We start from the raw sequence: 12,265 nt of genomic DNA, 5'->3' as shown, positions 1-12,265 counted from the left end.
TGACAATGACGAATGGATGACAATCAGGAGACCAGGATGTCCGAAGACCAGATCAAGCTGTCCGGCAAGATCGTCAACGTGTTTGCGCACCGCTTCGTGGTGCAGACCTCGAGCGGCGCGGTGCTTGCCGATCTCACGCCGCACGGCGCGGATCGCGTCAAGCTGCGCATCGGCGCCGAGGTCGTGCTGGAAGGCGAGCAGAAGCCTTCCGAACTCAAGGTGACGCGGTTCTCGTGCGACGGCGCCAGCGTCACGATCGAGCACAAGAAGAAGCCCGATCACGGTCACCACGAGCCCGCCGACCCCGCCACGGCGATCGAGGCTGCGCGCGCGGCCGGGTTCGAGCCGCTGGGCACGCCCCGCCGCAAGCCCAAGCATTTCGAGTTCGACGGCCGGCGCAACGGCGAGACCTACGAATTGCACGTGGAATTGGGCGGACGGATTCGGAAAGCCAAGCTGGTCGACGAAGAAAACGACACTGCCTGAGGCTTGCGGCCGCGACAGACGCGGGTCTGTCCAGCCGCGGTCTGAGTAGCTGAAGACAACAGGATGGAGCCGGACGCCGGCTCCATCGCACAGCCCGCCGACTCGGCAGGTTGATCAATCAAGCATTGGGAAACGACATGTCGAATTCACTTGAGACGCCGTTGCGGCGCTTGCGAGCCGGCATCTTCCTCGTTTCTCGGTTCTGAGGAGTAGTGCCGGTGACCGCACCCAATGCAGATCGAGGTGACGCGCTTCGTCCACTGCTCGCGCTCAACTTCTTCATGGCCGACATGCAGGCCGGCATCGGTCCGTTCCTCGGCGTATTCCTGCTCGCGCATGGTTGGCAGAGCGGCTGGATCGGAACGGTGATGACGGCGGGCGGCGTCGCCGGCATGCTGATGACGACGCCGGCCGGCGCGCTGATCGACGCCACCCGCAGCAAGAAGCTGTTCGTCATCATCCCCGGCATCTGCACCGTCATCGCATCCGGCATCGTGCTGCTGTCGCAGGAGTTCTGGCTGGTGGCGGCATCCCAGGTCGCGACCGCAATCGCGGGTGCCGCGATCGGTCCGGCGGTCGCCGGCATCACGCTCGGCATCGTGCGCCAGGCCGGCTTTAATCGACAGAACGGCCGTAACCAGGCGTTCAACCACGCCGGCAACATGGTGGGCGCCGGACTATCCGGATTCGTCGGCTGGATGTACGGCTTCACGGCGGTGTTCTGGCTCGCCGCGCTCTTCGGCATCCTCTCGATCATTTCGGTGCTGATGATCCCGCGCGCATCCATCGACGACGACGCCGCACGCGGGCTCACACGCGAGACCGACGACGACAGGCCGGCGAGCGGGTTGCGCGTGCTGGTCGAGTCGAAGCCGTTGCTGATCCTGGCCGCAGCTCTGCTGTTCTTCCACCTCGGCAACGCGGCGATGCTGCCGCTCTACGGCCTCGCGGTCGTGGCCGGCAAGCAGGCCGACCCGGCGAGCTTTGTCGCCACGACCATCGTCATCGCCCAGGGCACCATGATCCTGACCTCGCTGGCCGCCATGCGGATGGCCGAAAAGGAGGGCTACTGGCTGGTCCTGCTGGTATCGTTCATTGCCTTGCCGATCCGGGGTATCGTCGCGGCGTGGCTGTTGAATAGATGGGGTGTTTATCCGGTGCAGATCCTCGATGGCGTCGGTGCAGGGTTGCAGAGCGTCGCCGTGCCGGGGCTCGTCGCACGTATCCTTGATGGCACGGGGCGGATCAACGCCGGTCAGGGCGCCGTCATGACGGCGCAAGGCATCGGTGCTTCACTCAGCCCGGCGATCGGCGGCTGGATCGCGCAGGAATTCGGATATGAAACGATGTTTCTCATCCTCGGCAGCTTCGCGGCGGTCTCGGTCGCGCTGTGGAGCGTGTTCGCTACGGTGTTGAGGCCGGCTTGTGCGACGAAGCCCGGGCGCCTATCGGAAGCAATGGCTTCAAGCGTCGCGGGTATCGCCTGATGTTCGCCAACAATGCCGCGACCTGGGGAATCGCGGGTCTTGCGACCCTGGGCGTCATCGCCCGTCCGTGGAACATGCCGGAATACATCTGGGCGGTGACCGGCGCCGTCCTGCTGATCGCCTTCGACCTGTTGCCGTTGCGGGATGCCGTCGCAGCCGCGGGGAAAGGCACCGACGTCTACTTCTTTCTGATCGGCATGATGCTGCTCGCCGAGGTCGCACGGAAGGAAGGCCTGTTCGACTGGCTCGCCGAACAGGCCGTCGGGCATGCGCGCAACTCGGCATCCCGGCTGTTTTCGATCGTCTATGCGGTCGGCACGCTGGTCACCATCTTCCTGTCGAACGACGCCACCGCGGTCGTGCTGACGCCCGCGGTCTACGCCGCGACCCGTACCGCGAAGGTCGAGCCGCTGCCGTATCTGTTCGTCTGCGCATTCATCGCCAACGCCGCCAGCTTCGTGCTGCCGATCTCGAACCCGGCGAACCTCGTGTTGTTCGGCGCGCGGATGCCGACGCTGCCGCAGTGGCTGCACCACTTCCTGCTGCCTTCGATCGTGGCGATCGCCGCGACCTTCATCATGCTTCGGCTCAGCCTGCGGAATAGCCTGTGCGGCGGCGTCGATGAACGCGACGGCGAGCCGATCGTCCTGACCAGGGGCGCCGCGATCGTCGCCGCCGGCATCGGCGCGACAGCGGTGGTCCTGCTCGCTGCATCGGCCTTCGGCCTGGATCTTGGAATCCCGACCTTCACCTGCGGTGCAGTGGTGACTGCGATCGTGCTCCTGCTCGGCCGTAAGTCGCCGCTTTCCGTCGCTCGCGATATCTCCTGGTCGGTCCTGCCCCTCGTCGCCGGGCTGTTCATCCTGGTCGAAGGCCTCAATCGCACAGGCGTGCTGCCGGCACTCGCCGAACAACTCGGGCAATCCGCCGCGCTGGCGCCGCACGCAACGTCATGGGGCGCCGGCATCGTCACGGCGATCGCCTCGAACCTCATCAACAACCTGCCGATGGGGCTGATCGCTGCGACGACCACGCACGCCGCGCAGGTGTCGCATCACATCACCGGGGCAGTTCTGATCGGCGTCGATCTCGGCCCAAACCTGTCGGTCACCGGTTCGCTCGCAACGATCCTGTGGCTGATCGCGCTGCGGCGCGAGGGCGAGCACGTGGGTGCGCTCAGCTTTCTGCGGCTGGGCATCCTGGTCATGCCGCCGGCGTTGGTGCTGTCGCTCCTCGCACTCTCGCTGACCGCGACATGAGAGCATACCTCGCCCTGACATCGGCGCTCGGCACGAATATGCACCACCCGTGAGAGCAACGCGATTCTGTCCTCGCAGGAAATTCCATGCGATCGCCGTTCACGGCGGGGGAGGCGGCGCGTTACTTTTCGGAGCCGATCTTGCCCAAGAACGACTGCTCCGCATCGCGACCACCGTGGCCCGCGATCACCATTTCAATGCGGCCGTGCGCACCGGGGCGTCCCACAATGCGGTCGTCTCGGCATCGAGCAGGCTCACGGTGAGCGAGCAGCCGGCCATGTCCAGCGAGGTGACGTAGCTGCCGACCAGCGAGCGGACGATGCGCAGGCCGCGCTGCTCAAGCATGCGACGCGCAGCATTGTACATCAGATAGAGCTCGATCGTCGGCGTGCCGCCGAAGCCGTTGACCAGCAGCAGGGCCTCGGAGCCTGCCGGCGCCGCGAGATCGTCGGCAATGGCGGTGATCATTTCCGACACGATCGCGTCGGCCTCGGCGAGCTTGACGCGGCGGCGGCCCGGCTCGCCGTGGATGCCGACGCCCATCTCCATCTCGTCCGCGCCGAGCGCGAAGGTCGGCGTGCCCGCGGCCGGGACCGTGCAGCTGGTCAACGCCACGCCCATCGAACGCGTCCGCGCGTTGACGCGCTCGCCAAGCGCCACGCAGGTCTTGAGATCGGCGCCCTTCTCGGCGGCGGCGCCGACGATCTTCTCGACGATCAAGGTGCCGGCGACGCCGCGGCGCCCGGTGCTGTAAGTCGACTTTTCGACCGCGACATCATCGTCGGTTACGATGGTGGCGGTGCGGCCCTCCGCGATCTCGGCCGCCATCTCGAAATTCATGCGGTCGCCCGCGTAGTTCTTGACGATGAACAGCACGCCGGCCTCGCCCGCGACCGCCTGCGCGGCCTCGACGATCTGGTCCGGCGTCGGCGAGGTGAACACCTGGCCGGGACAGGCGGCATCCAGCATGCCGTAGCCGACGAAGCCGGCATGCAGCGGCTCATGCCCGCTGCCGCCGCCCGAGACCAGCGCGACCTTCCTGCCGTTCAGCTCGCGGCGGCGCACGAATTTGCGCTCGGCGCCCAGCGTGACCAGATCGGCATGCGCGGCCGCGAAGCCGTCGAGGCTCTCGCCGAGCACATTGTCGAGCGCATTGATGAACTTCTTCATGGTGTCCTCCCCGCTTCGTCCAAAGCTTCGCTCCTATCAATCGGAACGAAGCTCCAGGTTCTTGTTTTGACGCGTCTTCTTCACGCGAACCGGTATCCACTTCGCTCGAAAACGCTTTGGTTGGCGTTTTCGCCTATTTTTCCCGCATGATGCCGATCAGGCGCCGCGTGAATTCCTGCAGCAGCGCGTCGAGCTCGGCGTTGCGTTTGGCGCTACCGAGATCCGGCAGATGCAATGTCAGCGTCCGCTCATGCGAGCCTTCGCTCAACCGGCCGACCCGGCGCGGATGCGCGCGCGCATAGGCGCGCAGGAAGGCGGTCTTCGCTTGCGGCGGAAAGTGGCAGACATCGAAGATCGTATTGAGATGCTGCACCGGGATCGGCACCGGATAGGCCGGATTGCTGATCTGGCTGACGAAGCTGCGGTTCTTGCCCATGGCATGGGCGAGGCGCAGCCGCATGCCGGACGGGCGGCTCTCCAGCACTTCCTTGAAGATGCGCTTGTAGGCCGCAACCGCGCCGGCTTCGGGCGCTTCATCGGCCGCCGTGTCAGCCAACACTGCCTCCGCTGCTCAGCCGGTCGATCGTCTGCTTGATCTGCGCCAGCGCTGATGGGTTCACGGACAATTCGCGCAGGCCGCAGTTCAGAAGCGCGGGAACACAGCGCGGATCACCCGCCATGTCGCCGCACAGGCTGACACTGACGCCGGCGCGGCGGCCATGGTCGGCGGTCCGCGCGATCAGTTCGAGCACTGCGGGATGCAGGGGGTCCATCAGGGGGGCGAGAGCTCCGTTGGAACGATCGCACGCCAGCACATATTGCGCGAGATCGTTCGAGCCGATCGAGAAGAACGACGCCTTGAAGCTCGAGATGGCCAGGGCCGCCGCCGGAACCTCGACCATGATTCCGAGCTCCGGGAGCATCGCGGCAATGCCGTCCGCCTGCAAGCGCTGCACGATGTCGGCGAACAGCTTCCGTCCCGCTTCGAGCTCGTCCGCCGACGTCACCATCGGGAACATGACCTTGAGATTGCCGCGCACCGCGGCACGGGCCAGCGCGCGGAGCTGGACGGCAAAGATATCGGGCCGGGCGAGGCAAAGCCGCAGGCCGCGCACGCCGAGGAACGGGTTGGCTTCGCCGTCGAATGTGAAGCCGGGCACCGGCTTGTCGCCGCCGGCATCGAACGTGCGGATCGTGACCGGCCGCTGGCCGGCCCAGCGCAGCACTGCGTCATAGGCCTGGAATTGGGTCTCCTCATCCGGCAGGTCGTTCCGCCCGGCGAGCAGGAATTCGGTCCGCATCAGGCCGATGCCGTCGGCATATTGCGCGTCCGCATCATCGAGGTCGTCGACGCGCTGGATATTGATCAAAAGCTTGATGTGCTCGCCGCGCCACGAGGCGGTCGGCCGCCGCAGGATCGCGCGCGCGGATGCCCGGCTCTTGCGGTGGCTCTCCCGCCGCTTCTCGAAGACGCGCACCTGCTCGGCGCTGGGATCAAGCTCCAGCGTCGCGCCTTCGCCGTCGAGCAGCGCCGTGGCGCCGGCAGCCGGAATGGCACCGAGCTGCACGACCATCGGGATGCCGCGCGCCCGCGCCAGCATCGCGACATGGCTGGTCGGGCTCCCGTGCAGCAGCGCCAGGCCGCCGCCGCCCGACCAGTCGATCTCCAGGAAGCGCGACGGCGGCAGGTCGTCGGCACAGACGACGCCACCGCTCGGGATCTTCAGCGGCTCGCCCGCGTCGCCGCGCAGGATGTGGACCACCCGGTCGCGCAGATCCGCAAGGTCCGACGAGCGCGCCTGCAGATACTCATCCGCCGCCGCATTGTACTCCGCGATCTGCTCGTCGAGCGTCGAGCGCCATGCGACGTCGGCCGGACGTCCCTCCCCAATCGACGCGAAGATCGCCTCGATCAGATCCTCATCCTCCAGCAATGCGACCTGGAATTCGAGGATCTGCGCGGCTTCGCCGCCGGCGCTGGCGGCAAGATCGGCGATCTGGCCGCTCGCAAGATCGATCGCCTTGCGCAAGGCGAGCGCCTCCTCGACCAGTGTGCCGGCAGCCCGTTCGCCGCCGGCGCCCGCATCGACGCGGACCAGCGGACCGTGCGCAAAGCCAATCGAGGCGGTCCTGCCGCGGTAAGCCGGTCCTGCAGCGCCGCCCTGCATGCTAGGCTGCTCCATCCGGAAAATCGCTGGCAACCAGGTCGACCAGGGCGGCGACGGCCGCTTCGGCGTCGCTGCCGGAGGCCTTGATCTCGATCGTGCTGCCGTGCGCAGCACGCATCGCCATGATCTTGGCCACGCTCTTGGCATTGATCCACTCGGGCGCGCCCGCGACCCGCACTGAGATCTGGGCCTGGAACTTCTTGGCGAGCTTGGTCAGCTTGACCGCCGGGCGCGCATGCATGCCGACCGCATGCACCAGCCGCACATTGCCGGTGAAGATCTGTCCGTCCGCTTTATCAAGCATACTCATCATCCATCATCGCTTCGCCGACATGTCAGTCGGCAGAGAGTTCCTCGGCCACGGCCTTGACCTGGGCCAGCGAGCTGCCGCCCGCCGCCTCGGTCGCCGCCATCACGGCCCCCTCGACGATCGGCGCGTTGCAGACCACAACGAGATCGCGCCGCGCAGGCTCCAGCATCTCGACCGCCATCTCGCTATTGGTCTCGGCGCCGCCGAGATCGACCAGCACCGCGACTCCCTTCGGAGACCAGGCGTCGTTGATGGCGTCGATGATCAGCGGCACGCTGGTGCCCAATCCGCCGTCGGGATTTCCGCCGCAGAAGGCCACCTTGACCTCGCTGCCGACCATCTGCCGCACCATGTCGGCGGTTCCCTTGGCGATATCAGCTGAATGCGAGACGATCACGATCCCTACGGTATCGGTCATGGGCGCGCCTCCAGGCCGGCGCACACCGCCTGCACCAACACGCAGCTCGACCGTGCGCCGGGATCGACATGCCCGACGCTGCGCGCGCCGAGGAACGACGCACGTCCCTTGGTGGCCTGCATCGGTGCGGTCCGTTCGACCGCCTCGGTCGCGGTGGCGCGCACCCGCGCGATCAGATCCGGCTGGCCGGCCGCCATCTTCAACGTCTCCAGCACGGGAACCAGCACATCCAGCATCGTCTTCTCGCCGACCTGCGAGCGGCCGCGCGCGCTGACTGCGTTCACAGCGCTGCCGAACACGTCGGCGAGATCGTCGGGCAGGTGCTTGTCGTGCGACAGCGCCTCGCCCGCGGCCAGAAAGAAGCTGCCATAGAGCGGCCCGGAGGCGCCGCCGACCGTCATCACCAGGGTCTTGCCGATCATCTTCAGCGCTTCGTCGAGCGGCTGTGCCGAGATGACATCGAGCTTGCCGAGCACGGCTTCGCAACCGCGCTTCATGTTGGTCCCGTGGTCGCCGTCACCGATCGCCTGGTCGAGGCTGGTCAGCTCCGGCGCGCTGGCGATGACCCGCTCTGCGGCCGCCTTGACCAACGACTTGAATGTCTCAGGTTGCACCGACATCTCCTCGATCCTCTCGCCCCCTCTAATGAACCGCCGCGGCAATGCGCTGCCCCGCGCGGTCGAAGCACAACGGACGCACCAGGTGCAAGTCGACCTCCTGGCCGGCCTGCAGCGGCTGATGCGGATCCGCCAGCGTCACCAGCGTCTCGCCCTTATAGTCCAGGTGAATATGATTCTGCTCGCCGAGGTGCTCGACCCGATGCACGCGGCCGACCATCTGCCCGCCATTACGCGCAGCGAGCTGCAGATGCTCGGTACGAATGCCGACCGTCTCGGTTCCGGCCGGCATCGCGACATCGGCGAGCAGGCGAGCCGGCAGGAAGTTGATCGGCGGCGTCCCGAGTCGCGAGGCGACATAGCTGCTGGACGGGCTTTCATAGATCTCCCGGGGGGTGCCGAGCTGCAGCAGCCGGCCGTCCCTGATCACGCCGATCCGCGAGGCCATCGTCATCGCCTCGACCTGATCGTGGGTGACGTAGAGGATGGTCGCACCGAGCTCGATCTGGATCCGCTTCAGTTCGAGCCGCAGCTCGGCGCGGAGTTTTGCGTCGAGCGAAGACAGCGGCTCGTCCATCAGATAGATCGAGGGATCGCGCACTAAAGCGCGGCCGATCGCCACGCGCTGCATCTCGCCACCGGACAGCCGGGTGGCGCGGTTGTTCAGCTTGCTCGCGATATGCAGCAGCTCGGCGGTCTGTTCGACGCGCTTGCGGATGATCGGCTCCGCAACCCGCCGCGCGGGAGAGCGCAGCGGAAACGCCAGATTGTCGTAGACCGTGAGATGCGGGTACAGCGAATATTGCTGGAACACAAAGGCGATATCCCTCGAGCCCGGCGGATCGTGCGTCACGTCGCGACCGTCGATCATGACGGAGCCCGTATCGGGACTCTCCAGCCCGGTGATCAGGCGCAGCGTCGTGGTCTTGCCGGCGCCGCTCGGCCCGAGCAGGACCAGGAACTCGCCGTCGTTTACCCTCAGCGAGAGATCCCGAACGGCTTCGATCGCGCCGAAGCGCTTGTTGACGTTACGCAGGGTGACGTCAGCCATGCCGCACACCCTCCACGCTCTCGGTCCGGATCGCACGGCCGCTGCCGATGTCGAACAGCGCCAGCCGCTCGGCATTGAATTCGAGACCGATGGTCTCGCCGATCCGCACCGAAGCGCTGGAGGGCAGCCGCGCCGCGACCCGCCCATAGGCCGTGTCGACGGTGACAATCTGGGTGGTGCCGAGATATTCCGCGCCGAACACCTCGCCGCGAACGGCGCCCGCGTCAGCGAAGCGGATATGCTCCGGACGGACACCGAGCGCGAGCGGCGCGCTGGCGCGGTCCTCGCGGATCTCCGGCACCGCAAGCCTGGTGTCGTGGAAGCTGACCGCGCGATCGCCGGATCGCAAGCCGCCCTCGAAGCGCAGGAAGTTCATCGGCGGCGAGCCGATGAAGTCGGCGACGAACATGCTCGCAGGCCGGTCATAGACCTCCTGCGGCGTGCCGATCTGCTCGACACGGCCCTTGTTCATGACGGCGATCTGGTCGGCCATCGACATCGCCTCGAGCTGGTCGTGCGTGACATAGACCGTGGTCGCCTTGATGCGATCGTGCAGGTCGCGCAGCTCGCCGCACATCAGATGGCGAAACTCGGCGTCGAGCGCGCCCAGCGGCTCGTCCATCAGGAACGCCTTCGGCCGCCGCACCATGGCGCGCCCGAGCGCGACGCGCTGCCGGTCGCCGCCCGAGAGTTTCGAGGTCTTGCTCGACAGCAGATGCTCGATCCGCAACATCCGCGCGGTCTCCTGCACGCGCTCGCGAATCTCGCGCCTCGCCATGCCCTGGCACTTCAGGGGAAAGCCGATGTTCTCCCCGACATTCATGTGCGGATAGAGCGCGAACAGCTGAAACACGAAGGCGATATCGCGCGCGGCGGCACGGTGGAACGTGACATCCTCGCCGTCGAGCAGGATCTTGCCTTCGGTCGGCAGCTCGAGGCCGGCAATCATGCGCAAGGTGGTGGTCTTGCCGCAGCCGGAGGGCCCGAGCATCGCGAAGAACGTGCCGTCGTCGATCGTGAAGGTCGAGCCTTCCACCGCGGTGAACTGATCGAACGACTTGCGCAGGTTTTCGATACGGATCTGTGCCATGGCGCTATTCCGGAAAATGGCTGACGATGACGAAGCCGACCGTGCCGGCGAGGATCGTCACGAAGGAGTAGCTGTAGAGATCGATCGACCAGGGCTGCACCAGCATGATGATGCCGCCTCCGATCAGGGTCATCGCGATGGCCTCCCACGGCCCGCGGCGGAACCAGCGCGCTACGCCACCCCGAGTTACGCCATTCCTGGCAACCACAGAGCCGCTCATTTGCGCACCGCTCCGAAGGTGATGCCGCGCAGCAGATGCTTGCGCAACAGCACGGTGAACATGACAATCGGGACGACGAACAGCGTGGTCGCGGCGGCCACCGCCGGCCAGTCCTGTCCACCCTCGCCGATGATGAAGGGGATGAAGGGCGGCATGGTCTGCGCCTCGCCGCTGGTCAGCAGCACCGCGAAGGCGTACTCGTTCCAGGAGAAGATCAGGCAGAAGATTGCGGTCGCCGCGATTCCCGTCACGGCCTGCGGCAGCACCACCTTGCGCAGTGCCTGCAGCCGCGTATAGCCGTCGACCAGCGCCGCTTCCTCGTACTCGCGCGGGATCTCGTCGATGAAGCCCTTGAGCAGCCACACCGCGAGCGAGACGTTCACCGCGGTGTAGAGCAGGATCATGCCGAGCCGCGTGTCGGTCAGATTGAGCTGCCGGTACATCAGATAGATCGGGATCGCCACCGCGACCGGCGGCATCATGCGCGTCGAGAGGATGAAGAACAGCAGATCGTCGGCCAGGGGTATTCGGAAGCGCGAGAAAGCATAGGCTGCGAGCGTGCCGAGGAAGACCGCGAGGAAGGTCGAGCCGAAGCCGATGATCAGCGAGTTGACGAAGCGCGGCACGACCTTGGAGGGACCTGCGATCACCATGTCGCGCTTGCGCACCAGCTTGTCGTACCAGGTCTCCGGCGGCGGCAGCTTGGCAATGAAGTCCGGCGTCTGGCGCGTCCGCACGGTGAACAGGTTCACATAGCCTTCGAGGGTCGGCTCGAAGATCACCTTGGGCGGATAGGCGATGGCGTCGCTCTGCGACTTGAACGCTGTGGCAACGATCCACAGCAGCGGCAGGATCGTGATCACGGCATACAGGATGACGAGGCCGCCGGCGAACGCCTTGGTGCGCGGCGAGGCTTCGACGATGGAATGCGCGGTGGATCTGGTGGCGGCAGCGGTCATCGTTGCTTCACCTTGTTGAGCGTCTTGACGTAGATGTTGGCGGCGCCGAACACAGTCACGAACAGGATGATGGCGAGCGCCGAGGAATAGCCGGTGCGCCACTTCTCGAACGCCGCGCGTTTCAGCGAGATCGACACCAGCTCGGTGGTCGAGCCCGGCCCGCCCGAGGTCAGGAGATTGACCATGTCGAACATCTTGAAGTTCTCGATCGCACGGAACAGCACCGCGAGCATCAGGAACGGCACCGTCATCGGCAGCGTGATCGACCAGAACTGCCGCCAGGCCGAGGCGCGATCGACTTCCGCCGCCTCATAGATGTAATCGGGGATCGAGCGCAGCCCGGCGAGGCAGATCAGCATGACATAGGGCGCCCACATCCAGGTATCGACCAGCACGATGGTCCACGGCGCCAGCGACACCTGCCCGGTCATGCTGAACGAGCTCGGCGGCACGCCGGTGAACAGGCTGATCAGGTAGTTGAATGGGCCGATCTGCGGCTGCAGCAGCAGCGTCCAGAAATTGCCGACCACCGCCGGCGACAGCATCATCGGCAGCAGGATGATCGTGGTCCAGAAGCTGTGGCCGCGAAACTGCCGGTTGATCAGGAGTGCCAGACCGAAGCCGACGACCACCTGCAACGCCACCGACGAGATCACGAATTGCGCCGTGGTCTGCAGCCGAAACCAGACGTCCTCGTCGGTGAGGATGTCCCTGAAATTGTCGAGACCGACGAACCGCAGCGGCAGATAGGACATGCTGAGGTTGAGGTTGGTGAAGGACAGCCGGATCATCCAGATCAGCGGAAAGATGTTGATCGCGAGCAGCAGCGCGATCGTCGGCGCGACGAACAGCCAGGCGATGGCGCGGTCCGACAGGCCGTGGACGCGCCGGGCGGCGCGGGATTTTACGGGCTCGCTCACGCCAGGGATCGTAGCATGATCGGGTTGCAGGATTGTCGTCATCGTGTCCATCAGCGGGCTGGGCTGGTTCGGATTCCCCGAGGTGGCCCTCGGGGAATCCAGTTCAGGCG

The 12,265-nt window shown here is 66.0% G+C and carries 14 protein-coding genes; 3 read left to right on the top strand and 11 right to left on the bottom strand.

The annotated features are described in order from the left end of the window. The first annotated feature begins 36 nt into the window (after window positions 1-36). The 3 genes from AKN83_RS09910 (at window position 37) to AKN83_RS09900 (ending at window position 3,232) form a co-directional block, all read left to right on the top strand. Window positions 37-486, top strand: a complete 450-nt coding sequence (locus AKN83_RS09910) for a hypothetical protein (RefSeq protein WP_063695330.1) — start codon at window positions 37-39, stop codon at window positions 484-486. 218 nt (window positions 487-704) lie between these two features. Then, on the top strand, window positions 705-1,973 hold the full coding sequence (locus AKN83_RS09905; protein ID WP_347336820.1) for an MFS transporter: 1,269 nt from the start codon (window positions 705-707) through the stop codon (window positions 1,971-1,973). Then, window positions 1,973-3,232: an arsenic transporter gene (locus tag AKN83_RS09900; RefSeq protein ID WP_050405510.1), complete on the top strand. Its 1,260-nt coding sequence runs from the start codon at window positions 1,973-1,975 to the stop codon at window positions 3,230-3,232. The genes AKN83_RS09905 and AKN83_RS09900 overlap by 1 nt, the downstream gene beginning before the upstream one ends. Before the next feature lie 186 nt (window positions 3,233-3,418). Here AKN83_RS09900 and dhaK read toward each other — a convergent pair whose 3' ends face one another. The 11 genes from dhaK to AKN83_RS09845 form a co-directional block, all read right to left on the bottom strand. Further along, window positions 3,419-4,402 carry a dihydroxyacetone kinase subunit DhaK gene (gene dhaK / locus AKN83_RS09895; protein ID WP_050405511.1) on the bottom strand — a complete coding sequence of 328 codons (984 nt, stop codon included), beginning with the start codon at window positions 4,400-4,402 and terminating at the stop codon, window positions 3,419-3,421. Window positions 4,403-4,535: 133 nt separating this feature from the next. Beyond that, a complete protein-coding gene (locus AKN83_RS09890; protein ID WP_308444385.1) occupies window positions 4,536-4,961 on the bottom strand; it encodes a hypothetical protein in 426 nt (141 codons plus the stop codon). After that, a complete protein-coding gene (gene ptsP, locus AKN83_RS09885) occupies window positions 4,951-6,570 on the bottom strand; it encodes a phosphoenolpyruvate--protein phosphotransferase (protein WP_050405514.1) in 1,620 nt (539 codons plus the stop codon). Before ptsP ends, AKN83_RS09890 begins: the two co-directional genes overlap by 11 nt. 1 nt (window position 6,571) lies before the next feature. Further along, entirely contained in the window at window positions 6,572-6,874 is a 303-nt protein-coding gene (locus AKN83_RS09880) for an HPr family phosphocarrier protein (protein WP_430641512.1), read from the bottom strand. A gap of 31 nt (window positions 6,875-6,905) precedes the next feature. Continuing rightward, window positions 6,906-7,298 carry a dihydroxyacetone kinase phosphoryl donor subunit DhaM gene (gene dhaM / locus AKN83_RS09875; protein ID WP_050405516.1) on the bottom strand — a complete coding sequence of 131 codons (393 nt, stop codon included), beginning with the start codon at window positions 7,296-7,298 and terminating at the stop codon, window positions 6,906-6,908. Continuing rightward, window positions 7,295-7,918, bottom strand: coding sequence for a dihydroxyacetone kinase subunit DhaL (dhaL, locus tag AKN83_RS09870; protein ID WP_050405517.1), 624 nt, complete (start codon window positions 7,916-7,918; stop codon window positions 7,295-7,297). The genes dhaM and dhaL overlap by 4 nt, the downstream gene beginning before the upstream one ends. Window positions 7,919-7,940: 22 nt before the next feature. Continuing rightward, entirely contained in the window at window positions 7,941-8,966 is a 1,026-nt protein-coding gene (locus tag AKN83_RS09865; protein ID WP_050405518.1) for an ABC transporter ATP-binding protein, read from the bottom strand. After that, on the bottom strand, window positions 8,959-10,056 hold the full coding sequence (locus AKN83_RS09860) for an ABC transporter ATP-binding protein (RefSeq protein WP_050405519.1): 1,098 nt from the start codon (window positions 10,054-10,056) through the stop codon (window positions 8,959-8,961). The genes AKN83_RS09865 and AKN83_RS09860 overlap by 8 nt, the downstream gene beginning before the upstream one ends. 4 nt (window positions 10,057-10,060) lie before the next feature. Beyond that, window positions 10,061-10,276 carry a hypothetical protein gene (locus AKN83_RS09855; RefSeq protein WP_050405520.1) on the bottom strand — a complete coding sequence of 72 codons (216 nt, stop codon included), beginning with the start codon at window positions 10,274-10,276 and terminating at the stop codon, window positions 10,061-10,063. Further along, a complete protein-coding gene (locus AKN83_RS09850) occupies window positions 10,273-11,235 on the bottom strand; it encodes a carbohydrate ABC transporter permease (protein ID WP_050405521.1) in 963 nt (320 codons plus the stop codon). Before AKN83_RS09850 ends, AKN83_RS09855 begins: the two co-directional genes overlap by 4 nt. Further along, window positions 11,232-12,206: a carbohydrate ABC transporter permease gene (locus tag AKN83_RS09845; protein WP_157113294.1), complete on the bottom strand. Its 975-nt coding sequence runs from the start codon at window positions 12,204-12,206 to the stop codon at window positions 11,232-11,234. Before AKN83_RS09845 ends, AKN83_RS09850 begins: the two co-directional genes overlap by 4 nt. Window positions 12,207-12,265 lie beyond the last annotated feature (59 nt).

Origin of the sequence: Bradyrhizobium embrapense (genome assembly GCF_001189235.2) — a bacterium.
GTDB classification, from domain to species: domain Bacteria; phylum Pseudomonadota; class Alphaproteobacteria; order Rhizobiales; family Xanthobacteraceae; genus Bradyrhizobium; species Bradyrhizobium embrapense.
Note: the sequence above shows the minus strand (reverse complement) of the source record. Positions and strands in the feature narration are given on the sequence as shown.